Annotated in this window: 17 protein-coding genes; 5 read left to right on the forward strand and 12 right to left on the reverse strand. The window is 59.2% G+C overall.

The window, feature by feature from the left end; all coding sequences use genetic code 11:
- Window positions 1–743: 743 nt before the first annotated feature.
- The 7 genes from ACN1C3_RS17415 to ACN1C3_RS17445 form a co-directional block, all read right to left on the reverse strand.
- Window positions 744–1,460 (reverse strand): ABC transporter ATP-binding protein, encoded by a 717-nt coding sequence (locus ACN1C3_RS17415; protein WP_419117010.1) that lies wholly within the window; start codon window positions 1,458–1,460, stop codon window positions 744–746.
- Entirely contained in the window at window positions 1,457–2,332 is an 876-nt protein-coding gene (locus ACN1C3_RS17420; RefSeq protein WP_419117011.1) for an ABC transporter ATP-binding protein, read from the reverse strand. The genes ACN1C3_RS17415 and ACN1C3_RS17420 overlap by 4 nt, the downstream gene beginning before the upstream one ends.
- Window positions 2,329–3,612, reverse strand: coding sequence for a high-affinity branched-chain amino acid ABC transporter permease LivM (livM, locus tag ACN1C3_RS17425; protein WP_419117012.1), 1,284 nt, complete (start codon window positions 3,610–3,612; stop codon window positions 2,329–2,331). The genes ACN1C3_RS17420 and livM overlap by 4 nt, the downstream gene beginning before the upstream one ends.
- Before the next feature lie 2 nt (window positions 3,613–3,614).
- Window positions 3,615–4,529: an ABC transporter permease subunit gene (locus ACN1C3_RS17430; protein WP_419117148.1), complete on the reverse strand. Its 915-nt coding sequence runs from the start codon at window positions 4,527–4,529 to the stop codon at window positions 3,615–3,617.
- A gap of 191 nt (window positions 4,530–4,720) precedes the next feature.
- Entirely contained in the window at window positions 4,721–5,854 is a 1,134-nt protein-coding gene (locus ACN1C3_RS17435; protein WP_419117013.1) for an ABC transporter substrate-binding protein, read from the reverse strand.
- A 364-nt stretch (window positions 5,855–6,218) separates the two neighbouring features.
- A complete protein-coding gene (locus tag ACN1C3_RS17440; protein ID WP_419117014.1) occupies window positions 6,219–7,502 on the reverse strand; it encodes an NAD(P)/FAD-dependent oxidoreductase in 1,284 nt (427 codons plus the stop codon).
- Window positions 7,503–7,668: 166 nt separating this feature from the next.
- Window positions 7,669–9,159 carry an aldehyde dehydrogenase family protein gene (locus ACN1C3_RS17445; protein ID WP_419117015.1) on the reverse strand — a complete coding sequence of 497 codons (1,491 nt, stop codon included), beginning with the start codon at window positions 9,157–9,159 and terminating at the stop codon, window positions 7,669–7,671.
- Window positions 9,160–9,335: 176 nt separating this feature from the next.
- Between ACN1C3_RS17445 and ACN1C3_RS17450 the strand changes: the two genes are divergently transcribed.
- The 3 genes from ACN1C3_RS17450 (at window position 9,336) to nadE (ending at window position 12,517) form a co-directional block, all read left to right on the forward strand.
- The gene (locus ACN1C3_RS17450) at window positions 9,336–10,223 is read left to right on the forward strand and encodes a LysR family transcriptional regulator (RefSeq protein WP_419117016.1); all 888 of its coding nucleotides are present in this window, start codon (window positions 9,336–9,338) and stop codon (window positions 10,221–10,223) included.
- A gap of 236 nt (window positions 10,224–10,459) precedes the next feature.
- Complete coding sequence (gene pncB, locus ACN1C3_RS17455) at window positions 10,460–11,686, forward strand: nicotinate phosphoribosyltransferase (protein ID WP_419117017.1); 1,227 nt, start codon at window positions 10,460–10,462, stop codon at window positions 11,684–11,686.
- 3 nt (window positions 11,687–11,689) lie between these two features.
- Window positions 11,690–12,517, forward strand: coding sequence for an ammonia-dependent NAD(+) synthetase (gene nadE / locus ACN1C3_RS17460; protein WP_419117018.1), 828 nt, complete (start codon window positions 11,690–11,692; stop codon window positions 12,515–12,517).
- Window positions 12,518–12,715: 198 nt separating this feature from the next.
- On the opposite strand, the gene azu is transcribed toward nadE, so the two are convergent.
- Entirely contained in the window at window positions 12,716–13,162 is a 447-nt protein-coding gene (gene azu / locus ACN1C3_RS17465; RefSeq protein WP_419117019.1) for an azurin, read from the reverse strand.
- A 343-nt stretch (window positions 13,163–13,505) separates the two neighbouring features.
- Between azu and ACN1C3_RS17470 the strand changes: the two genes are divergently transcribed.
- Both ACN1C3_RS17470 and ACN1C3_RS17475 read left to right on the forward strand, forming a co-directional pair.
- On the forward strand, window positions 13,506–14,093 hold the full coding sequence (locus ACN1C3_RS17470) for a TIGR00730 family Rossman fold protein (RefSeq protein WP_419117020.1): 588 nt from the start codon (window positions 13,506–13,508) through the stop codon (window positions 14,091–14,093).
- Window positions 14,094–14,161: 68 nt separating this feature from the next.
- Entirely contained in the window at window positions 14,162–14,350 is a 189-nt protein-coding gene (locus tag ACN1C3_RS17475; RefSeq protein ID WP_150640425.1) for a hypothetical protein, read from the forward strand.
- 230 nt (window positions 14,351–14,580) lie between these two features.
- Here ACN1C3_RS17475 and ACN1C3_RS17480 read toward each other — a convergent pair whose 3' ends face one another.
- The 4 genes from ACN1C3_RS17480 to ACN1C3_RS17495 all read right to left on the reverse strand — a co-directional run bounded on the left by ACN1C3_RS17480 (window position 14,581) and on the right by ACN1C3_RS17495 (window position 23,939).
- Entirely contained in the window at window positions 14,581–15,474 is an 894-nt protein-coding gene (locus ACN1C3_RS17480) for a transglutaminase family protein (RefSeq protein WP_419117021.1), read from the reverse strand.
- On the reverse strand, window positions 15,474–17,960 hold the full coding sequence (locus tag ACN1C3_RS17485; protein WP_419117022.1) for a circularly permuted type 2 ATP-grasp protein: 2,487 nt from the start codon (window positions 17,958–17,960) through the stop codon (window positions 15,474–15,476). Before ACN1C3_RS17485 ends, ACN1C3_RS17480 begins: the two co-directional genes overlap by 1 nt.
- 88 nt (window positions 17,961–18,048) lie before the next feature.
- On the reverse strand, window positions 18,049–21,324 hold the full coding sequence (locus ACN1C3_RS17490) for a DUF2126 domain-containing protein (RefSeq protein WP_419117023.1): 3,276 nt from the start codon (window positions 21,322–21,324) through the stop codon (window positions 18,049–18,051).
- Window positions 21,325–21,635: 311 nt separating this feature from the next.
- Entirely contained in the window at window positions 21,636–23,939 is a 2,304-nt protein-coding gene (locus ACN1C3_RS17495) for a YgiQ family radical SAM protein (RefSeq protein ID WP_419117024.1), read from the reverse strand.
- Between the last annotated feature and the right edge of the window lie 19 nt (window positions 23,940–23,958).

The following is a 23,958-nucleotide window of genomic DNA, read 5'->3' on the forward strand; positions in this document are numbered from 1 at the left end:
AAACGCATCCAGTCTATTTGCGACTGCTTCGCAGCCGGACGCAGCCTTCGGCAGCTGCTACGAAGAGCGCGAACCCTGTACAAAAATTGATCACTCGATTCAAAACCATACCCGCCGTGGCCTACAGCCAATTGCACGCACCTTATCCACAGCCCCGTCCACAGTCTTTGGGGGCAAGTGCAAAACGCTCAAAGCCACTATCCACAGGGCCTGTAGCGCGAATCTGCAAGTTTTTTGCTTGACCCACAGAGCGCCACATGTAGCAGTTTCGAAACGAGGCGACTACTCAGTCTTCAGGGCGATGGCGCCAAGCCAGTAATTACGCCACCTTGCGGAGTCTTTCCAGAGTTTAACCACAGACTTATCCACAGGCTTCATCACGCTTTTTCGGCCGTCTTTCTGTGACAATAAAAGGGTTGACAACCCCCATTCCAAGCTACGTAAAAACGCCTGATCAAAAAACAACCACAACGCTACAGACCACGCCCATCAAGGCTTTCAGCCAGCTACTCCCACGTTACCCACAGCCAGCTCCACAGCAAACGGGGACAAGTCAAAACCGTGACAAAACAACTATTTGCAGCGGCTTTATGTCGCGCTTTAACAGGTTGTTAAATTTGTTTTCCACAATTTCCCGAAACGCTATAGACACCCGAAAAACCTCGGACCGGTTGGCTGTCGTACACACAAAAAACGCCCTGACACGCGGAGCACGTCAGGGCGTTTTTGATGACCTCGATGGCTTAGTGACCGCCGAGATAGGCGTTGCGCACCTCCTCGTTGACCAACAGCTCTTCGCCGGTGCCGGTCAAGCGGATTTTACCGTTGACCATCACGTATGCCCGATCCGACAATTTCAGCGCATGGTTGGCGTTCTGCTCCACCAGGAAGATGGTCATCCCACTCTTGGCCAGCTCACGCAGGGTATGGAAGATCTGCTTTACGATGATCGGCGCCAGCCCGAGCGACGGTTCATCGAGCAGCAGCAACTTGGGTCGACTCATGAGTGCCCGAGCGATAGCCAGCATTTGCTGTTCGCCGCCGGACATGGTCATGGCACGCTGATTGCGACGTTCCTTGAGTCGCGGAAACAGCTCGAACATGCGCTGCATGTCTTGCGTGGCGAACTTGTCACCGATGGGGATGGTGCCCATCAACAGGTTTTCCTCGACGGTCATGTCGGGGAACACCCGCCGCCCTTCCGGCGACTGCGCAATGCCGTTGGAGGCGATGTAGTGCGAGGACTTGTGCGTGATGTCGACACCGCGATAGATGATCTGCCCACTGCTGGCCCGCGGCTGACCGAAGATCGACATCAACAGCGTCGACTTGCCGGCGCCGTTGGAGCCGATCAGGCTGACGGTTTCACCTTCGTTGATGTGCAACGATACTTTTTTCAGCGCCTGAATCGGCCCGTAAAACACTTCGATCTCTTTTAGTTCGAGGATCGGTTCGTTCATACCAACTCCTCTTCATCAGCACCCAGGTACGCAGCAATCACTTTCGGATCGTTGCGGATCTGGTCCGGACCACCTTCGGCAATTACGTTGCCGTGATCAAGTACCACGATGTAATCGGAAATACTCATGACCATGCCCATGTCGTGTTCGATCAGCACTACGGTCAGGTCGTGTTCGTCGCGCAGTAACCGAATCATCTTGCTCAGGGCTTCGGTTTCCTGCGGGTTGAGGCCGGCAGCCGGTTCGTCCAGACAAATGATCTGCGGCCGCGTGCACATGGCCCGGGCGATTTCCAGACGCCGTTGTTGACCGTAGGACAGTTCCCCGGCCAAACGGTTGGCGCAATCCACCAGGTCCACCACTTCCAGCCAATAGAATGCATGGTCCAGCGCGTCGCTTTCGGCTTTGCGGTAACCCTTGGTATTGAGAATCCCCGCCATCAGGTTGCGATTGACCCACATGTGCTGGGCCACCAACAGGTTTTCCAATACCGACATTTCCCGGAACAGACGAATGTTCTGGAACGTCCGCGCCAGCCCCGCACGATTGATCAGGTGCGTGCCGCCGAACATTTTGTAGAACAGACGGCTGCCAAACGCTTTGGGCGAGACGAAATCGGTCGCCTTGAACGGCTCACCCAGCATCTTGATCACATTGGTGCTGGTGCCCCGGCTATTGAGCTGAATGCGGCCACCCGTGGCCTTGTAGAAGCCAGTCAGGCAGTTGAACACAGTGGTCTTGCCAGCGCCGTTGGGGCCAATCAGGGCAGAGATCGAGTTGCGTTTGATCTTCAGGCTGACATCACTCAGGGCTTTGATCCCGCCAAAGTGCATCATCAGGTTTTCTACCGAGAGAATGACTTCATCGTTCATGGCGCCACTCCTTTACGTGGGGTCACACCGGTACGGCTGATACGAATCAGGCCCCGCGGTTTCCAGATCATCATCAGCACCATGAGGACGCCAAACAGCAACACGCGGTATTCCGCGAAGCCGCGCAGCAGTTCCGGGGCGACGGTCAGCACGAACGCGGCGATCACCACACCGACGGTCGAACCCATACCGCCGAGCACGACAATGGCGAGGATCAATGCCGACTCGAAGAATGAGAACGAGGTCGGGTTGACGAAGCCTTGATAGCTGGCGAAAAACACACCGGCCAGACCGGCAGTGGAAGCCCCCAGGGTAAAGGCCGACAGCTTGACCAGTACGTGGTTGAGGCCCATGGCACGGCAGGCGATTTCATCTTCACGCAAGGCCTCCCAGGCACGACCGACCGGCATGCGGGTCAGACGATGCTTGATGTACAGCACCAGCATCACGACGAGAAACAGCACGCCATAGATGAGCATAAACTTTACGTTCGGATTGTATTCAGTCCCGAAGAATTCATGGAAGGGTATCCCGCCATCCTTCGCCACGCGCCCGAACTCAATACCGAAAACCGACGGTGATGGCACCGGCATACCGTTCGGCCCGCCCGTGAAGGACAGCCAGTTGGTCAGTATCAGGCGAATGATTTCACCGAAGCCCAGGGTCACGATGGCCAGGTAGTCGCCGTGCATGCGCAAGACCGGGAAGCCGAGTATGCATCCGGCCATCGCCGCCATGAGTGCCGACAGCGGCAACATGGTCCAGAAGCCCAGGCCAAGGTAGTGATAACCCAGCGCCAGGCCATAAGCGCCGATGGCGTAGAACGCCACGTAACCCAAGTCGAGCAGACCCGCCAGACCGACCACGATGTTCAGGCCAAGGCCCAGTAACACGTAGATCAGCCCAAGGATCACCACCGTCAGCAGGTACTTGTCGGCGAAGATCGGAAACACGATAGCGATCACGATCAAACCCGGGATGATCACGCGCAGCCGCGACTTGTAATCAGGTGGCAGCACATGCACGCCTGAGCCGGTGACTTCGAAGCTTTGCTGGACCTTCACGCCCCTGGCGGTCTGCATGAACAGGCTCAAGACGAGACGGCCGATCATCACCGCTCCGACCATCCAGGCCACACGTGTCGGCTGCAGGTTGTAGCTATAACCTTCAAGCACTACGCCCACGATCGGGCCGAAGACAATCAGGGCAATCAACCCGGCCAGAACGGCGTCGATCAGGCTTTTTTTGACATCGATAGGTTTGTTATTAGCGTCGGACATACTTATACCTTCGCCACGAGTGGGCGACCCAACAGGCCTTGAGGACGGAAAATCAGGATCAGTACCAGCAGCGTGAAGCTGAAGACGTCCTTATAGTCAGAGTTGATCACGCCGGAAAACAGCGACTCGGAGATGCCGAGAATGATCCCGCCGAGCATGGCGCCAGGTAGCGAACCAATCCCGCCGAGCACCGCAGCGGTGAAGGCCTTGATGCCGATCACGAAGCCTGCGTAGAAATCGAAGGTGCCGTAGTTCACCGTGATCAAGACACCGGCCAGCGCAGCCATGGCGGCACCGATGATGAACACGTAGGAGATCACCCGATCGGTGTTTATCCCGAGGATCGAGGCCATCTTGCGATCTTGCTGGGTCGCACGACACATGCGCCCCAACTTGGTGTATTTGATGATGTAGGTCAGCAGGGCCATCCCGACAAACGCTGCGACCAGAATAAAGATCTTGGTGTAGGTGATCTGCACAAAACCAGTACCAATCTCGAATCTCAGCCCACCGCTCAGCAGCGTAGGGATACCCTGTTGCCGTGAGCCCTGAGCGATCTGTGCATAGTTCTGCAAGATCAGAGAAACGCCGATAGCACTGATCAGCGGTGCCAGTCGGGTGGAGTTGCGCAGCGGTTTGTAAGCGATTCGCTCGATGACCCAGCCATACACACCGGTCACGAAGACAGTGAACAGCAGAGTACCCAGGATCAACAACGGAAAGGATTCGACGCCGAAGTAGGACAGTAGAGCCAGGCTGATCGCCGCGAGGTACGCGGAAATCATATAAACCTCGCCGTGGGCGAAGTTGATCATACCGATGATGCCGTAGACCATTGTGTAGCCGATGGCGATCAGGCCGTAGACCGACCCGAGAGTCAGACCGTTGATAACTTGTTGCAGGAAAATACCGTCCATCATGCACTCTCACTAACTTGAGAGGCCACCGCGAACCCGGTGTCGATGAGCCCTTGTGAGGCGCACTTGGCCGGGTTCATGTGGCTCAGAAGAAAAATACCGGGTCGGCACGATTGCAGAACCCATAATCAAAGCCAGGCCTGCGCCCCACGACGACTATCGAGAGACCCAGGGCTGGCGATGCGCTTATCTCACTTCTGTGTTTCCAACTGGTGGTATTTGCCCGCTTTATCCCACTGGTAAACCACGTAGTCGGAGATTTTCAGGTCGCCCTTGCTATCCCATTCCTTCTTGCCCATCACGGTCTCCACCGGGTGCGCTTTCAGCCATTTAGCAGCGTCTTCGCCTTTGTTCGTCTTGGCACCGTTGAAGCCGGCAGCCAGGGCTTGCACCGAGGCGTAGGCGTACAGGGTGTAGCCTTCAGGCTCGTAACCGGACTTGCGGAAGGTGTCTACGACAGTCTTGCTGTCTGGAATCAGACGCGGGTCAGCGCCAAAGGTCATGTACACGCCGTCGACGTACGGAGCACCACCGGCAGTGGTGACCATTTCGTCAGTCACGATGCCGTCATCGGACATGAACTTGACGTCCTTCAGACCTTGCTCACGCAGTTGGTGGACCAGTGGGCCGGCTTCCGGGTGCAGGCCGCCGAAGTAAAGGACATCAGCCCCTACCGAACGGACTTTGGTGATCAGGGCGCTGAAATCTTTCTCGCCGCGGGTCAGACCTTCTTCAAGAACCGGCTTCACGCCACGTGCGGTCAACTGCTTGGCTGTCGCGTCCGCCAGGCCTTTACCGTAGGTGTCTTTGTCGTTGATGACGGCAACTTTCTTGCCTTTCAGGACGTCGACGATGTAGTTACCCGCGACGATACCTTGCTGGTCATCACGCCCACACATACGCATCATGGCGGGTAGGCCGCGCTCGGTGACCGCCGGGTTGGTAGAACCTGGAGTGATTGCGATGATGCCTGCGTCGGAGTAGACCTCAGAAGCCGGGATGGTCGACGACGAGCAGAAGTGCCCAACTACGCCGATAACCTTGTCCTGCACCATTTTGTTCGCGACAGCTACAGCCTGTTTCGGTTCGCAGGCGTCATCTCCCTGGACCAGTACGATTTTTTCGCCGTTGATGCCGCCTTTGGCGTTGATTGCATCCGCCGCAGCTTGCGCGCCTTTCATGTATTGCAAGCCGAAGGAAGCGCTAGGACCGGTCATTGGACCTGCCACACCAATTTTGACATCAGCCTGAGCAAACGCAGAAACACCCAACGCAGTTGCCACTGCGAGGGCCAGAAAGCCTTTTTTGTAAAACGTCTGGGACATGAGGTGATGCTCCATGGTTCTTTTTTAGTTGGCACTGCGACTTCACTGAATGCTCAGAGCAAGGGCCGTGCCATAGGTTTTTTATTCTGAAAAAAGTCGCTCTTATATTGTTATTTCGACTGTTTCGAGCCCATTTTCATTGGGCGTGCAACCGTCTAAACCGCGGAAGGTGAAACCTTTATTTTTAAAAGGCGCAACCGGCAAGTGCCATCATTGCAACCAAGACACTTAACGGCGTGCAACCACCCTGTAACAGCATGCGTCACCGAAGTGCACACTCTCGGTGCGAGACTGCTACAACCCGCACCACTACAGGCTAGCCGCTTCGCTGAAAAGCGCCGCATCCAGCAACACATTTCAGCTATCAAATAACGATCCGCAAGCACTGGCCCGCGTGATACAGGGAGAAGCCCGCCTCGTACAAACAGCTACGCAGCCCAACACCGGTCAAGGGCTGCATGGGTGCGAAGGGAATCGGCAAGGCTTGAGGATTTCCGTTACACAAGTAATCGGCGAAGGCTTTGCCAACCACAGTGCCGGTGGTCACGCCACGACCGTTGTACCCGGTGACAGCTACTAAACCGGGCGCCGGCTCGAACAAACGCATCAAGTGATCAGGCGTAAAGGCGATGCAACCGGTCCAGGTGTATTCCCATTCCACCGGTTTGAGGTAAGGGAAATAATGCTGCTGAACCCGGTCGGCCCAGGATTTCAAGAACCAGGTCGGTTTCTGATTGCCATTACCCAGGCTACCGAGCAGCAGACGCCCGTCGGCATCCCGACGAATACTGCTCAGTACCTGACGGGTATCCCAGGAGCCTTGGCCGCCGGGCAGAATCCGTTTCGCCGCTTCTTCAGTCAGTGGTTTTGAGGCCACTTGGTAGTAGTAACCAGGGAAGAAGTTACGTCGTAGTTCGGTCCACTCGCCTTCGGTGTAGGCGTTGGAGGCGATGACAACTTGCTCGGCCAGCACTGAACCCTGTGCCGTCTGCACCGACCAGCGCTGGCCCTGACGCTCAAGCTGAGTGACCGGCGAATGGTCAAATAATTGACCGCCCAACGCGACCGCAGCCTTGGCCAGACCAGAGGTGTAGGCCATCGGGTTCAGGGTGCCGGCACGCCGATCAAGCAAGGCAGCAGCGATTTTTTTGGTGCCGGTGGCGGCTTCGCAGGCAGCACCGGTCAACAACTCCACCGGGGCACCGCGACGCTTCCATTGTTCTTCTCGACTGCGCAGATCCGCTTCGCCACGGGCGTTGTGGGCCATGTGCAGCGTGCCCTCGCGACGTAACTGGCAATCGATGTTGTATTTGTCGATCAGACTGAACACCAGGGATGGCGCTGCGCCGAGCATCCGATTGAGCTGGCTGCCGACCGTTTTACCAAAACCTGCTTCGATCTCGTCCGGGGGAATCCACATCCCGGCATTCACCAGCCCGACATTGCGCCCCGAGCCGCCATGCCCCGCGCGATGGGCTTCCAGCACACAGACGCTTTTGCCCTGTTCAAGCAAATGCACCGCTGCCGACAAACCGGTGAAACCGGCGCCGATCACGCAGACATCCGCCGTCACCTCGCCTTTGAGCGCGGCATTGTCAGGCCTTTGCGGCGTCAGTATTTCCCACAGACATTCTTCGCGTAACGGCATTGCCAGACTCCGAAAATGAAACCTAACCTACCTCGTTGATCGTTCCCACGCTCTGCATGGGAATGCCTCACTTGGACGCTCCGCGTCCGCTTCGGCTGTGACGCAGAGCGTCACGGGCTGCATTCCCACGCAGAGCGTGGGAACGATCGATCATCAAACAATCGACTCAGTCGAAAGTGATGCCCTGCGCCAACGGCAATTCCAGCGAGTAGTTCACAGTGTTGGTCTGGCGGCGCATGTAACCGCGCCATGCATCGGAGCCGGACTCACGACCGCCACCGGTTTCTTTCTCGCCACCAAAGGCGCCGCCGATTTCTGCGCCGCTCGGGCCGATATTGACGTTGGCAATGCCGCAGTCGCTGCCCACCGCCGACATGAATTGTTCAGCCTCACGCACGTCAGTGGTGAAGATGCACGACGACAGGCCCTGTGGCACGGCGTTGTTCAAACGCAACGCCTCGGCGAAATCCTTGTAGCCCACAACGTACAGAATCGGCGCGAAGGTTTCAGTGCAGACCACATCGCTCTGCTCTGGCATTTCGACGATGGCTGGCGACACGTAGTAGGCGTTGGGGAACGTGTCTTCCAGTTGGCGCTTGCCACCGAACACCCGGCCGCCTTCGCTCAAGGCCTGCTCCAGCGCGTCCTGCATGTTCTCGAAGCTGTGCTTGTCGATCAGCGGGCCGACCAGATTGCCTTCCAGCGGGTGACCGATGCGCACTTTGGAATACGCGGCTTTGAGGCGTGTGACGATTTCTTCTTTCACCGATTCGTGAGCGATCAAACGACGCAGAGTGGTGCAACGCTGACCGGCGGTACCAACAGCGCTGAACAGAATCGCCCGCACGGCCATGTCGAGGTCGGCGCTTGGGCCGAGGATCATTGCGTTGTTGCCACCCAGCTCAAGAATGCTGCGGGCGAAACGTGCGGCGATTTTTGGCGCCACTTCACGGCCCATGCGGGTGCTGCCAGTAGCGCTGATCAAAGCCACGCGCGGATCGTCGACCAACGCTTCACCGGCATCACGACCGCCGATGATCACTTGACTGAGGTACTGCGGCGCATCGCTGAAGTTCTTCAGCACGCGCTCGAACAGCGCCTGACAGGCCAGTGCGGTCAGCGGGGTCTTTTCCGACGGTTTCCAGATCACCGCGTTGCCGCAGACTAGCGCCAGTGTGGTGTTCCAGGCCCAGACGGCAACCGGGAAGTTGAATGCGCTGATCACCCCGATCACTCCCAGTGGGTGCCAGGTTTCGCGCATGTGGTGGCCAGGCCGCTCGGAAGCAATGGTCAAACCGTACAGCTGACGAGACAGGCCGACGGCGAAATCACAGATGTCGATCATTTCCTGCACTTCACCCAGACCTTCCTGAGTGATTTTGCCGGCCTCCCAGGATACCAACTCACCGAGATCGGCCTTGTATTCACGCAGAATATCGCCCAGTTGACGTACTAGCTCGCCACGACGCGGTGCCGGCACCTTGCGCCAGAGCTCGAACGCATGCTCTGCGCGACTGACCTGCTGCTCGACTTCAGCGGCGCCTTCCCAGTTCACGGAGGCGATCTGGCTGCCGTCGATCGGCGAATGCACGGGCTGTTTACCGGTCTGATACAAGGCCGGGTTTACACCAAGACGATCAAGCAATGCGGCAACCATGGGTCACTCCTTCAGCATGTAAAACAGAAATTTCGTAGCCTGCGAACGCGACTATTCAGACCTCTAGTTGTAGCCGGACTGAGACTTGCCAACAAACGACGATTAGGCGAGATATCATTCCGTTTATTCATGCTGCACTGGCACAGCAGCGCTGAGACAAGAATAAGGGCCCACCCATGTTGAATAAACGCTACCTGCCATCGATCACCGCGCTGCAGTGCTTCGAGGCCGTGACCCGTCATCTGAGCTTCACCCGCGCCGCCGAAGAGCTGAACCTGACCCAGAGCGCGGTCAGCAAGCAGGTCGCCCAGCTGGAAGAATTGCTCCAGCACCTGCTGTTCCGCCGTGTTCGCCGACGCCTGCAAATGACCCCGGCTGGCGATCTGTACCTGGTCGAGGTGCGAAAAATCCTCACCCAGGTTGAGATGTCGACCCATTATCTGCGCTCCTACGGCGGTGAAACCGAAGTCCTGCGAGTCTCGACGCCATCGACCTTCGGCGCACGCTGGCTGGTACCGCGCCTCAAGGGCTGGCGTCTGCGCCATCCGCATATCCATCTGGACCTGTGCAACGAACAGGAAGCCGACGACCTGCTGCAAGGCCGCAGCGACCTGGCCTTCTACTTTGGCCAGGGCTCGCGCCCCGGCACCGAGAGCCTGAGGTTGTTCGGTGAAGAGCTCGTGCCGGTGTGTGCACCGGGCAGCCTGCCGGACAAGCCATTCACCGATCCGACGCAACTCAGCGAACTGGTGCTGCTGCAAAATGCCTCCCGCCCCCAGGCCTGGCACGACTGGTTCGACAGCCAGGGTTACCACACCGAACACAGTTATCATGGCCCGCGCTTCGAAACCTTTTACATGTGCATCCGCGCCGCCCAGGTCGGCTGCGGCGTGGCGCTGTTGCCACGGTTTCTGGTGGAAGAAGAACTGGCCGACGGCAAACTGATCATCCCGTGGCAGCATGCAATGCCCAGCAACGACGCCTATTACCTGGCCTACCCGGAGCATTCGGCGGAAGTGCCCAAGGTCCGGGATTTTGTGAGGTGGATGCTGGAGCAGGTGTAGGAGCTGCCGGAGGCTGCGATCTTTTGATCTTGGTCCTTGGTGCAAGTCTCACCGCAGCAGCGCTCCCGAAAAGATCGCAGCCTGCGGCAGCTCCTACGCAGAGATGTCTCGCCGTGAATCCATGGGAATGCAAAAAACGCTGGCAATGCGGGCCGCTGATATGCGCCACTAGCCCCATTCATTGAAACAGCTGAGATGCCGCTGCCAAAGCGGTGATCAGCATGGAGATTCCCGTTATGAGCGAGAGTGTATTTGCCGATCGCATCGTGCAGAACCTGCTCGACACCGACTTCTACAAGCTGACCATGATGCAGGCGGTGCTGCACAACTACCCTAACGTTGACGTCGAATGGGAGTTCCGCTGCCGTAACAGCGAGGATCTGCGCCCGTATCTGGCGGAGATTCGTTTTCAGATCGAGCGTCTGGCCGAATTGAGTCTGAGCGCTGATCAATTGAGCTTTCTGGAACATATCAGCTTCCTGAAGCCGGACTTTCTGCGCTTTCTTGGCTTGTTCCGTTTCAACCTGCGCTACGTTCACACCGGCATTGAAAACGGCGAGTTGTTCATCCGTCTGCGCGGTCCGTGGCTGCATGTCATCCTCTTCGAAGTACCGTTGCTGGCGATCGTCAGCGAAGTGCGCAACCGTTATCGCTACCGCGAAATCGTCCTGGAGCAAGTCCGCGAGCAGCTGTACCGCAAGTTTGACTGGCTGACGGCCAACGCCAGCGCCGATGAACTGGCGCACCTGCAAGTGGCCGACTTCGGCACCCGTCGGCGGTTCTCGTACCGGGTCCAGGAAGAAGTGGTCAACGTCCTCAAGCACGACTTCCCCGGGAGATTCGTCGGCACCAGCAACGTGCACCTCTCTCGCGAACTGGACATGAAGCCGCTGGGCACCATGGCCCATGAATGGATCATGGCCCACCAGCAACTCGGCCCACGGTTGATCGACAGCCAGATCGCCGCGCTCGATTGCTGGGTTCGCGAGTACCGCGGCCTGCTGGGAATCGCCCTGACCGATTGCATCACCACCGATGCCTTCCTGAGCGATTTTGATCTGTACTTCGCCAAGCTGTTCGACGGCTTGCGCCACGACTCCGGTGACCCGATCCTCTGGGCCGAAAAGGCCATCGCTCACTACCACAAGCTGGGCATCGAGCCGATGAGCAAGACCCTGGTGTTCTCCGACAGCCTGACACTGCCCAAGTCATTGGAGATATTTCGCGCGCTACACGGTCGGATCAATGTCAGCTTCGGGATCGGTACCAACCTGACGTGCGATATTCCCGGTGTCGAGCCAATGAACATCGTGCTTAAAATGAACGCCTGCAATGGCGAGCCCGTCGCGAAAATTTCCGATGAAGCGGGCAAGACCCATTGCACGGATCCAAACTTCGTCGCTTACTTGCGCCACGTTTTCAAAGTCCCTGCCACCCCTTTTGGCACATCAAGCAAGGAGTGAATCATGCAAGCCGTACAGCGTGAGATTGCTGAACAGCTCAAGGTCCAACCGCCGTTTGCCGACCAAGTCGCCCTCGAGGCGGAAGTCGCCCGGCGGATTACCTTTATCCAGGACTGCCTGCTCAATTCCGGGCTCAAGACCCTGGTACTGGGCATCAGCGGTGGTGTCGACTCGCTGACCGCCGGCCTGCTGGCCCAGCGGGCGATGGAGCAACTGCGCGAGCAAACTGCCGATCCGCAGTACCGCTTCATTGCGGTGCGCCTGCCCTATGAGACCCAGTTCGATGAACACGATGCTCAGGCATCGGTAGATTTCATTGCGCCGGACGAGCGCCACACGGTGAACATTGGCCCAGCGGTCAAGTCACTGGCCAACGAAGTCGCAGCCTTTGAAGGCAAGCAGGCGGTCTGGGTGGATTTCGTCTTGGGCAACACCAAGGCGCGGATGCGCATGGTCGCGCAGTACACCATCGCTGGCGCCGCCCATGGTCTGGTGATCGGGACTGACCACGCGGCGGAAGCGGTGATGGGCTTTTTCACCAAATTCGGCGACGGCGCCTGTGATCTCGCGCCACTGAGCGGTTTGGTGAAAAATCAGGTTCGCGCCATCGCCAGGCACTTCGGCGCGCCAGAGTCGCTGGTGGAAAAAGTCCCCACTGCCGACCTCGAAGACCTATCCCCCGGCAAGCCGGACGAAGCCTCTCACGGCGTGACCTATGCCGAGATCGATGCCTTCCTGCACGGCCAACCGGTGCGCGAGGAAGCGTTCAAAATCATCTGCGACACCTACAAGAAAACCCATCACAAGCGTGTGATGCCGTTCGCGCCGTAAGCGGCGGCTGGGACGAAAAAAGCCCACTGAAGGTTGAACCTCAGTGGGCTTTTCGTTGGCTAAAGCATTTGTCGATGCTAAGGCCCCTATCGCGAGCAGGCTCGCTCCCACATTGGTTCTGCGCCGTGATCGACGCATAACCTGTGGGAGCGAGCCTGCTCGCGATGAACGATAACGCGGTCTGAATGAAGCAGCCGATCACTTCAGAACAACATCGCCTTTCATCATCGAGTTGTGGCCCGGGAACGAGCAGAAGAACTGGTAGCTTTCGCCAGCGGTCAGTTTCGAGACGTCGAAGGTCACCGAGTCTTTCTCGCCAGTGCCAATGATCTTGGTGTGGGCGATGATGCGGTCGTCGCCGTCTTTCAGGTAGTTTTTGTCGATACCGGCGGCCATGCCGTCGGTGGCGATGCCAGCCATGTCTGCGGTTTTGCTCAGTACCCAGTTATGGCCCATGACGTTCTTCGGCAAGCTGCCGGTATGCGTCAGGTTGACCGTGAAGGTCTTGCAACTCTTGTCGATGGTGATTTCCTTGGTGTTGAAGGACATCTGATCGGTGGCGTCGACATTGACCTTGCACTCTGCAGCCATCAATTGGCTGCTGGCCAGTGTCAGCAGGGAAACCGCAACGAGTTTGGCAAACATGGTGAATCTCCATGACAGGGTTAACAAAAGGCATTTGGAGTGAAGACTGCCTGAAATCGGCACAAACTCCTATGACCTGAATCAAGAAATTGTATACAACTTTCGGGCTATGACGCTGATCGAAACAATCAACCAGCCAGACGCCAGGCAGCGCCCTATGATCAGGTCGTCATCACCCTCTGGAGTGTCTGTCATGCAGCTTAGTAGCCTGTTTCGCAGTTTGCTTGCCGCTTATGCCTGCGGTGCCAGTGGCACCTACGAAAAGCCGCAACGCGAGGTTTAACCCTTGGAGAGCCGCCAACCAGCCATTACTCTGAGGTCATTACTGACCACGGAGTAAGGCATGTCTTTAGCGTCTGTTTGTGTATTTTGCGGTGCCAGCACTGGCACCCACCCGGCTTACCGTGAAGCAGCGATTGCCTTGGGGCAGGAATTGGCCAGGCGCAAGCTGACCCTGGTCTATGGCGGCGGCGCAGTCGGCTTGATGGGTATTGTTGCCGATGCTGCGCTGGCGGCCGGTGGTGAAGTGATCGGAATCATTCCCCAAAGCCTGAAGAACTCGGAAATCGGCCACCAAGGCCTGACCCGCCTGGAAGTGGTCGACGGCATGCACGCGCGCAAGGCCCGTATGGCTGAATTGAGCGACGCCTTTATCGCCCTGCCCGGCGGCTTGGGCACCCTGGAAGAGCTGTTCGAAGTCTGGACCTGGGGCCAGTTGGGCTACCACGGCAAGCCACTGGGTTTGCTGGAAGTGAACGGTTTTTACGAGAAACTCACCGGTTTTCTTGATCATGTCGTCGGCGAAGGCTTCGTTCGCGACCATCACCGTGCCATGCTGCAAGTGAGCGAATCGCCGCGCCAATTGCTGGACGCGCTGGATGCCTGGCAACCCTCGGTGCCACCAAAATGGGCCGGGCAAAAACCCAGCTAACCCTAAAGCCCTGTTTAAAGGCAGAATACGCGCCGCTCAACCTCACCTTCGACCCCAGAGGATCGCCCATGGCTAAACCTAATTACTCGTTCGCCAAACGTCAGAGAGACTTGGCTAAAGAGCAGAAGAAAGAGGAAAAGCTTCAACGCAAGAAAGCTACCGCCGAAGAAGAAGCCGCCGCACTGAACCCGGATGCAGAGGGTGAAGTGGTTGCTGATGATGTTGAAGCACCGAAAGATCAGGCGCCTGACGCCTGAGTCCCTCAGGGCCCGATGATCTGATCAGGCCCACCGGATCTGTGTCCAGGGTCAGCAGTCACGCTGCTGACCCTCACAGTCCCAATGCTCTTACAATCGAATTTGATCGTTCCCACGCTCCCGCGTGGGAACGCAGCCAGTGACGCTCTGCGTCACAGCCGAAGCGGACGCGGAGCGTCCAGTGAGGCATTCCCACGCAGAGCGTGGGAACGATCTATAACGATCTAACGTCACTCATCCAACGGCATCACCGTCACCTGCACTTCCGGATCATGGCTGCCGCCCCCCAGAATCACCCCGCGCAGCGGCGATACATCGGAAAAATCCCGACCCCAGGCCAAAGTGATGTGTTCCAGCGCTGGCTGCACGTTGTTGGTCGGGTCAAAGTCGACCCAGCCCAGCACCGGACAAAACACCGAGACCCAGGCATGAGACGCGTCAGCCCCGATCAGCCGTGGTTGGCCGAGCGGTGGCTGGGTCAGCAGGTAGCCGCTGACATATCGCGCCGCCAGCCCACGGGAACGCAGGCATGCGAGCATCAGGTGAGCAAAGTCCTGACAGACCCCACGCCGACGCTCCAGCACTTCAACCAACGGCGTTGCGACCTGGGTCGCCTCGGCATCGAAGGTGAATTCGCTGAAGATCTTCTCCATCAGCGCCTGAACGCCCAGCAGCAACGGTCGACCAAGGGGAAAACAGCTCTCGGAAAACTCGACAAAGCTGCTCTTCAAATGCACGTAGGGCGATTCGAAACGATAGCGGCAGGCTTCCAGCAAATCAGCGGAAACCGGCTGACTGTTGTAAGTCAACGCATTGCGGGTCGCGTCCCAGGCCAATGACTGGCTGAAGTCCAGCGCAGGCCTGGCCAACACCTCGACCGTCAGCCGGGCATTGACCAGCAGTTCGTCGTGGGGTCGTTCGAAGGCCAGGCGGGTCAGCGGATTGCCGAACACATCCCGCTCATCGCAGCGTGTGGTCGGTTCCGGGCTGATTAGCAGTTGCTGTTCGGTGCAGCGCTGCCAGGCACAAGGTCGCGGCCATAAGTGAGCAAGCTGCTGGGCCAGCGACACCGGGCTGTCGTAGTGATAGTGAGTGTCGTGGAGAATCTGGTAATGGGCGCTCATCAGACGGACACCGTTTGCTGGCTAACATCATCGACATGGGCGAAATGTCGCAGCGCCAGGCGGTCAGACACTTGTCCGCCAACGTCGGCGACTTCTTGCAGCAGGTCCGCCAAACCATCAAGGGCGGCGCGCACGCTGGCCTCGCCGAACAGGGGATTTTCCAGACAGCCAAGGTCGAAGCGCGCCAAACGCTCGACCAGTTGAGCGAGCCCGGTTTCTCGCGGTACACCGAAGTCGTCGTTCAAACGCTTGAGGGTGCGCGTCACCAGTTTCAACTGGAACAGCACCGCGTGGGGGTTCTGCTCGTCGAGCAATAGCAAGTCGAGCACGGGAATCAACTGCGCCACCGCCAGGTAACGCGAGCGGTAGGTGATGCTGCTGTTGCCCAGCTCCAGCAGCCACTCAAGCCCGGCCTGATCAAACGCCGCGGCGCCGCGCAAGAATGCCGCCAGGCTGCTGCTGAGAAACTGCAACCGCTCAAGCCGCCGACCGGTCATCAAGAAGCGCCAGCCTTCGTCGCGGGTCATGTCGTCCAGGGCAAACCCGGACAATGCCGCCAACGACATCACCAAACGGTTGAGGAAATCCAGCAACTCGCCAAAATCCGGTTCTTCGGTTTCCAGCTCCTGAGCTTCGCGCTGCAGCTCCACCAGCGCTTGCCAGTTCTCCCGCGAAAGCTTGCCGCGCACCTGGGAGGCCGTCCACTGCAAGCGCTGTAAGTTGGAGCGCAGACTGAACGCCCAGTCATCACCGAGCAACGCGGCCAGCAGCCGCTCAGGCAATTCGCCCTCCTCCGGCAGCAGCATCAGGCTCTCACCCAGATCGACCGCCGCTTGCAACGCCTGCGGGTCATCACCGTCGATATACCGCGCCAGCATGATCCGCAGCAGTCGGGCACTGTCGTCGCAACGCTCGCAATAACGGCCGAACCAGAACAGGTTTTCCACCACTCGCGAGGGCAAATACGGATCGCGGCGCACCAGATCGTGCACGCCGATGGCCCGTTGAGTCTTCCATTGCTCGCCGTTTTGCGCGCGCTCACCCAGCACCCAAGTGTCCTTGCTCGCACCGCCGCGCTGCATCGACACCACCTCGGCATCAGCCTCAGCCGCCACCCGGGTCAAGCCGCCGGGCAGCACGCGATAACCGTCGGCACTGGCCACCGCGTAGACCCGCATGCCAATAGCGCGCGGCTGCAACTGACCGTCTTCGGTTTGCCAGATCGGCGCTTGCGATAACTGCGCCAACTCCTGCGCGACATAGGCGTAAGGACGGGCCTGCATCCGCTCGGCCAAGGCCTGGCGCTGCTCGTCATTCAGATCGCGACCGAACACCGGCGCAAAACTTTGTGAGGGGAAGGCTGGTTTGATCAGCAGTTCCGGCATTTTTTCCAGCGCCTGAGCCAGTACGGGCGCTTCACCGCACCACCAGGTCGCGATGGACGGCAGGATCAGTTCTTCACCGAACAAGAATTGATTGATCCGCGGTAAAAACCCCAGCAACGCCGGCGACTCCAGCACCCCGCTGCCCAACGCATTGGCCACCAATACCCGACCCTGGCGCACCGCCTCAAGCAGGCCAGGCACACCCAGGGCCGAGTCGGTGCGCAGTTCCAACGGGTCGCAGAAGTCATCGTCGAGCCGACGCATGATGGCGTGGACGCGACGCAGACCGCTCAGGGTCTTCAGATAGACCGTGGCGTTGCGTACGGTCAAATCACCGCCCTCGACCAGTGGATAGCCAAGCTGGCGGGCCAGATACAGATGTTCAAAATAGCTCTCGTTGAAACGCCCCGGTGTCAGCAGCACCACCAAGGGTGCTTCATCATCGCTCGGTGCCTGGCGAGCCAGGGTTTCCTGCAAGGTGCGGAAGAACCCGGCCAGATGCTGCACTTTCAGATCACGGTACAGCTCGGGAAACGCTCGCGAGACGATGGTGCGATTTTCCAGCGCATAACCGGCACCGGATGGCGCTTGAGTCCGGTCAGCCGTCACCCACCAACGCCCATCGGGACTGCGCGCCAGATCCACGGCGTACAGATGCAGAAAGGCCCCGTCAGGCGGTGCAATGCCCTGACAAGGCCAGAGGAAGTTGTTATGGCCAAACACCAGTTCGGCCGGTAGCAGCCCTTCGGCGATCAAACGTTGCGGGCCGTACAGATCCGCCAACACCGCATTGAGCAAGCGCGCACGCTGGGCAATCCCGGCGGCGAGTTGCTGCCACTCATCGGCGGCAATCACATGGGGCAGCAGATCCAGCTCCCACGGGCGATCAGCGCCCTTGGGGTCGGCGTAGACGTTGTAGGTCACGCCATTTTCCTGGATCTGTCGGGCCAGCAGCGCCTGACGCTGAACCAGCTGCGCCGGGGTGCTGCGTTGCAATTGGTCGAACAGCCGACGCCAGTGCGGGCGCACCGCGCCGCTGTCGTCGAGCAATTCGTGATAAGTGCCCGCCGTCAGCGGGTAGCGGTCAAGCAGGTCAGGCATGGAAAGCTCGGCAGATACCAAGGAAAAGGCAGATTAGCGCAGACAGATGACGCCCGGATATCCGAAAAATCCGAGCGTCGTATCTGCTTTAGAAACGTCGTAAATCGAGCGTCATCGGCAGCTCGTCGTTGATCGTCAGGGTCGGCACCAGCAAGGTGCCAGGGCTGTGGCCAAGGCGGAAGAAGCGCGCCATTCGCCGGCTCTCGGCTTCGTTGGCGTTCACCGGCAAGCTGTCGTAGTTGCGCCCGCCCGGATGGGCGACGTGATACTGACAGCCGCCCAGCGAGCGCTGCATCCAGGTATCGAGCAGGTCGAACACCAATGGCGCATGCACAGGAATGGTCGGTTGCAGGCAATTGGCCGGCTGCCAGGCGCGAAAACGCACACCAGCAACAAATTCACCGACCCGCCCGGTCGGTTGCAGCGGCACCGGAATGCCATTGCAGGTCAGTAAATAACGCTGCGGCGCCAACCCCTTGAGCTTGACCTGCAAGCGCTCCAGCGACGAGTCGACATAGCGCACCGTGCCTCCCACTGCGCCCTCTTCACCCAAGACATGCCAAGGCTCAAGCGCCTGGCGCAACTCCAGCTCAATGCCGCTGACCGCGTAATCACCAACCTTCGGAAAGCGGAACTCCAGATGCGCGGCGAACCACTCCGCGCGCACGGCATAGCCCGCGGCGTTCAGGTCGACGATAACGTCGGCGAAGTCCTGCTCGATAAAGTGTGGCAACAGGAAACGATCATGCAGTTCGGTGCCCCAACGGGCCAGCTTGGCCGGCGCATAAGGCTCACGCCAGAACCGCGCCACCAGCGCCCGCAGTAGCAGCTGCTGGGCCAGGCTCATGCGCGCATGAGGCGGCATTTCGAACGCTCGCAACTCCAACAGACCGAGGCGACCGGTCGCGCCATCAGGCGAATACAGTTTGTCGATGCAGAACTCGGCCCGGTGAGTGTTGCCAGTCACGTCGATCAGCAGGTTGCGCAGCAAGCGGTCGACCAACCATGGCGGGCACTCTTCACCCGGCTTGGGCATTTGCGCGAAGGCGATCTCCAGCTCATACAACGCGTCGTTACGCGCTTCGTCTACTCGCGGCGCCTGGGACGTCGGGCCGATGAACAGTCCGGAGAACAGGTAAGACAGCGACGGGTGGTTATGCCAGTAACTGATCAGGCTGCGCAGCAGATCCGGGCGACGCAGAAACGGTGAGTCGGCCGGTGTCGCGCCGCCCAGTACGAAATGGTTACCGCCGCCGGTGCCTGTGTGGCGGCCATCAATCATGAATTTCTCGGTGGTCAGTCGCGTCTGCCGCGCCTCTTCGTAGAGGAACTCGGTGCGCTCCACCAGTTCATCCCAACTGGCGGAGGGCTGCACGTTGACCTCGATCACACCCGGGTCGGGGGTGATCCGGAAATTGCTCAGACGCGGATCGCTCGGCGGCTCATAGCCTTCCAGCAACACCGGGCAATGCAACTCCTCGGCGGTGGCTTCGATGGCGCTGACCAGTTCCAGATAGTCTTCCACCCGCTCCAACGGCGGCATGAACAAGTACAGCCGCCCTTCCCGCGCCTCAGCGCAGAACGCGGTACGGGTCAGCCAGTCGGCGGACTCGTCCAGTTTTGGTGCGCGTTCAACGGCGGTCGCCGGGTTGCCATGAACCTGCAACTGCGCGGTGGCGGGCAGTTCAGGCAAGTCCTGATTCGGATCGGTCGGATGCACAAACGGATATTCCGCCGCCGTCACCCAAGGCTGCGAAGCCAGCGGCAAGCGATAGCCCAACGGCGAATCGCCCGGCACCAGTCGACAATGGCTGTCACGCAAGTACCAACTACCGCTCTGCCATTGATCACCTTTGGCGGTGCGCGCCAGCGGCAGGACCTGACCAATGACCTTGTCCAGGCCCTGGCTGAAGACTTTATGCAGGCGGGCCCGCTCGAGCTCGTCGCCCAGACGTGAGTCTTTGGCGCTGACGTTCAGCGGCAAGGCGCCTTCACGCCAGAGGTAATAGAAATTGTCTTCGTAGGCCGGAAACACAAAGCGTGTCGGCAGTTTCAAGCGCTCGGCGACACTCGCCAGAAAACGCCCGGCCAGCTCACCATCAGCGCCATAGTCTTCCTGCTCATCGGCAATCAGTGCGCTGTTGTGCCAGATCGGCACGCCGTCGCGCCGCCAATACAGATTGAGCGACCAGCGCGGCAGCTGCTCGCCGGGGTACCACTTGCCCTGGCCGAAATGCACCAAGCCCTTGGGCGCGTAGTGTTTGCGCATGCGCTGGAACAGTTCGGCGGACAGCTTGCGCTTGTCCGGCCCCAGCGCGGCGGTGTTCCATTCAGCGCCATCCGGATCGTCGATAGAGACGAAGGTCGGCTCACCGCCCATGGTCAGGCGTACGTCGCCCTCGAGTAGATCAGCATCGATCTGTCGGCCCAACGCCTGAATCGCCAGCCACTGGTCTTCGGTGTAGGGCTTGGTAACCCGAGGGGCCTCCCAGATCCTTTCCACTGACATTTCGTGGGTGAATTCACACTCGCACGGTTCGACCAAGCCACTGATCGGCGCGGCAGAGGAAGGATCAGGGCTACAGGCCAACGGAATATGCCCTTCACCGGCAAACAGCCCAGAGGTTGCGTCCAGGCCTATCCAGCCAGCACCCGGCAAGTACACCTCGCACCAGGCATGCAGATCGGTGAAATCCACCTCGGTGCCGGACGGGCCGTCGAGGGCTTTGACATCGGCGGTCAGTTGAATCAGATAGCCGGAGACAAACCGCGCCGCAAGGCCAAGGTTGCGCAGCAATTGCACCAGTAGCCAGGCCGAGTCGCGGCAGGAGCCCGAGGCGTTTTCCAGCGTGTGCTCAGGCGTCTGCACACCCGGCTCCATACGGATCAGGTAACTGATGTCTTCGCTCAGGCGCTGATTCAGCGCGACCAGGAAGTCGACGCTGGGCAGCGGCGTGCGGTCGATGCCTTCCAGGTAGGCCTCGAATTTCGGCGTCAGCGGCAGTGTTTCCAGGTACGGCGCCAGCTCACGCTGTTCGTCAGCAGCGTAGGCGAAAGGGATCTTTTCCGCGTAGGGCTCAAGGAAGAAATCGAACGGATTGAACACCGCCATCTCGGCCAGCAGATCGACCTCGATCCGCAGCTCGTCGGTTTTCTCCGGGAATACCAGTCGCGCCAGGTAATTGCCCTGGGGGTCTTGCTGCCAGTTGATGAAATGCTGTTCGGGCAAAACCTTCAGCGCATACGAGAGAATCCGCGTGCGACTGTGAGCAGCCGGACGCAGGCGAACAATCTGCGGCCCGAGTTCTACCGCACGGTCGTAGCGGTAATGTGTGACATGGTGTAATGCGACATGGATCGACACGGCGTGCCTCCTGCGAGCCTGGACGTTATCGAAAGCGGCGCAAGACTTATGCCATACAGACAAGTCTGGCGCTTTCTTCGGTTACCCAGGGCAGTACAGCACTAAAATCGGGCGATGCGGGATTTTGCTTTGGGAGAGTTGCACGCAAATGAGGCGGCGTGCGGGCAGGTTGCTCGTTTGACTCAAGACCCACCCCTCACCCCAGCCCTCGCCCCTCTGGGGAGAGGGCTAGGGTGAGGGGTCGATCTATCTGACACCACAACGCAAAACGCCAGCCCGAAGGCTGGCGTTGTCTTTACTGCTGACTGCGCTTAACGCGGTACGACCGGCTTACGCGCAGGCTTTGGCCCCTTGCCTTTGGCCGCATCCTTGCGCTCCTTGGCAGCTTGCTGGTTGCGGGCGAACGCCGCCGCTTTGGCCTGTTCGCGCTTGTCCCACGGGTTGCCGCCATCGCTGGCACGTGGAGGCAGGCCGGTGTGCTGGGTCAGGATCTTGGTGGTCTTTTCCTGGGCCACTTTATGACTGCCGGCCGGCGTCGAGTTTTTGCGACGGGCACTCTGGTAGCTGTCGGTCGCCGGCTGGTGCAGCGGGATCAACTGGTTCTTGCCCGGCCCGATCAGGTCGGCACGACCCATACGGGTCAAGGCTTCACGCAGCATCGGCCAGCCTTTCGGGTCGTGGTAACGCAAGAACGCCTTGTGCAGACGACGCTGCTCTTCGCTCTTGACGATGGTCACGCTGTCGCTCTTGTAGGTGACCTTGCGCAACGGGTTCTTGCCCGAGTGGTACATGGCGGTGGCAGTAGCCATCGGCGACGGGTAGAACGCCTGCACCTGGTCAGCACGGAAGGCGTTGCCCTTGAGCCACAAGGCCAGGTTCATCATGTCTTCGTCGGTGGTGCCCGGGTGCGCGGCAATGAAATACGGAATCAGGTACTGCTCTTTCCCGGCTTCCTTGGAATACTTCTCAAACATCCGCTTGAACTTGTCATAGCTGCCGATGCCCGGCTTCATCATCTGGTTGAGCGGACCTTCCTCGGTGTGTTCCGGGGCGATCTTCAGGTAACCACCAACGTGGTGGGTCACCAGCTCCTTGACGTACTCCGGCGACTCGACCGCGAGGTCATAGCGCAGGCCGGAGGCAATCAGGATCTTCTTCACACCTGGCAAAGCGCGAGCGCTGCGATACAGCTGAATCAGCGATGAGTGGTCGGTGTTCAGGTTCGGGCAAATGCCGGGGAACACGCACGAAGGCTTGCGGCACGCGGATTCGATTTCCGGGGTTTTGCAGGCAATGCGGTACATGTTCGCGGTCGGGCCGCCGAGGTCGGAAATGACACCGGTAAAGCCTGGGACCTTGTCGCGAATCTCTTCGATCTCGCGAATGATCGACTCTTCGGAGCGGTTCTGGATGATCCGGCCTTCGTGCTCGGTGATCGAGCAGAAGGTGCAGCCGCCGAAGCAGCCGCGCATGATGTTCACCGAGAAGCGGATCATGTCGTAGGCCGGAATTTTTTCCTTGCCGTACGCCGGATGCGGAATCCGTGCGTAAGGCATGCCGAACACGTAGTCCATTTCTTCGGTGGTCATCGGGATGGGCGGCGGGTTGAACCAGACGTCCACTTCACCGTGCTTCTGAACCAGCGCGCGGGCGTTGCCCGGGTTGGTTTCAAGGTGCAGCACGCGGTTGGCGTGGGCGTAAAGAACGGCATCGCCACGGACTTTCTCTACCGACGGCAGACGAATCACGGTCTTGTCGCGGGTCATCCGCGGGCTCGCCAGGATCTGTACGACCTTGGCTTCTTCTGGATCTTCGACCGGACCTTTCTCTTGCTCGATAGCGCAGGCCTGGGTGTCCTGGGTGTTCACGTACGGGTTGATGATCTTGTCGACCTTGCCCGGACGGTCGATACGCGTGGAATCGACCTCGTACCAGCCTTGCGGCGTGTCGCGACGAATGAACGCTGTGCCGCGAACATCGGTGATGTCTTCGATCTTGTGACCGTAGGACAGACGCTGGGCGACTTCGACGATCGCGCGCTCGGCGTTGCCGTAGAGCAGGATGTCGGCGCAGGCGTCGATCAGGATCGAGTTGCGAACCCGGTCCTGCCAGTAATCATAGTGGGCGATGCGACGCAGCGAAGCTTCGATGCCGCCCAGAACGATCGGCACATTCTTGTAGGCTTCCTTACAGCGCTGGCTATAGACCAGGCTCGCGCGATCCGGACGTTTGCCAGCCATGCCACCGGGGGTGTAGGCGTCATCGGAACGGATTTTCTTGTCGGCGGTGTAGCGGTTGATCATCGAGTCCATGTTGCCGGCCGCGACGCCGAAGAACAGATTCGGCTCGCCAAGCTTCATGAAATCGTCTTTGGACTGCCAGTTAGGCTGCGCGATGATGCCGACGCGAAAGCCCTGAGACTCAAGCAAACGACCGATGATCGCCATGCCGAACGACGGGTGATCGACGTAGGCATCACCGGTGACGATGATGATGTCACAAGAATCCCAGCCAAGCTGATCCATCTCCTCCCTGCTCATCGGCAGGAATGGCGCTGGCCCGAAACATTCGGCCCAGTACTTGGGATAGTCAAATAACGGCTTGGCTGCTTGCATGTCGATGACCGGTGTTGGC

The sequence above is a fragment of the Pseudomonas sp. H11T01 genome, from assembly GCF_048515765.1.
GTDB lineage: Bacteria > Pseudomonadota > Gammaproteobacteria > Pseudomonadales > Pseudomonadaceae > Aquipseudomonas.

Bases quoted from the DNA above. Each gene is read 5' to 3' on its own strand.
- ACN1C3_RS17415 (WP_419117010.1), bottom strand. From the start codon at position 1,460: ATGAACGAACCGATCCTCGAACTAAAAGAGATCGAAGTGTTTTACGGG.
- ACN1C3_RS17420 (WP_419117011.1), bottom strand. From the start codon at position 2,332: ATGAACGATGAAGTCATTCTCTCGGTAGAAAACCTGATGATGCACTTT.
- livM (WP_419117012.1), bottom strand. From the start codon at position 3,612: ATGTCCGACGCTAATAACAAACCTATCGATGTCAAAAAAAGCCTGATC.
- ACN1C3_RS17430 (WP_419117148.1), bottom strand. From the start codon at position 4,529: ATGGACGGTATTTTCCTGCAACAAGTTATCAACGGTCTGACTCTCGGG.
- ACN1C3_RS17435 (WP_419117013.1), bottom strand. From the start codon at position 5,854: ATGTCCCAGACGTTTTACAAAAAAGGCTTTCTGGCCCTCGCAGTGGCA.
- ACN1C3_RS17440 (WP_419117014.1), bottom strand. From the start codon at position 7,502: ATGCCGTTACGCGAAGAATGTCTGTGGGAAATACTGACGCCGCAAAGG.
- ACN1C3_RS17445 (WP_419117015.1), bottom strand. From the start codon at position 9,159: ATGGTTGCCGCATTGCTTGATCGTCTTGGTGTAAACCCGGCCTTGTAT.
- ACN1C3_RS17450 (WP_419117016.1), top strand. From the start codon at position 9,336: ATGTTGAATAAACGCTACCTGCCATCGATCACCGCGCTGCAGTGCTTC.
- pncB (WP_419117017.1), top strand. From the start codon at position 10,460: ATGAGCGAGAGTGTATTTGCCGATCGCATCGTGCAGAACCTGCTCGAC.
- nadE (WP_419117018.1), top strand. From the start codon at position 11,690: ATGCAAGCCGTACAGCGTGAGATTGCTGAACAGCTCAAGGTCCAACCG.
- azu (WP_419117019.1), bottom strand. From the start codon at position 13,162: ATGTTTGCCAAACTCGTTGCGGTTTCCCTGCTGACACTGGCCAGCAGC.
- ACN1C3_RS17470 (WP_419117020.1), top strand. From the start codon at position 13,506: ATGTCTTTAGCGTCTGTTTGTGTATTTTGCGGTGCCAGCACTGGCACC.
- ACN1C3_RS17475 (WP_150640425.1), top strand. From the start codon at position 14,162: ATGGCTAAACCTAATTACTCGTTCGCCAAACGTCAGAGAGACTTGGCT.
- ACN1C3_RS17480 (WP_419117021.1), bottom strand. From the start codon at position 15,474: ATGAGCGCCCATTACCAGATTCTCCACGACACTCACTATCACTACGAC.
- ACN1C3_RS17485 (WP_419117022.1), bottom strand. From the start codon at position 17,960: ATGCCTGACCTGCTTGACCGCTACCCGCTGACGGCGGGCACTTATCAC.
- ACN1C3_RS17495 (WP_419117024.1), bottom strand. From the start codon at position 23,939: ATGCAAGCAGCCAAGCCGTTATTTGACTATCCCAAGTACTGGGCCGAA.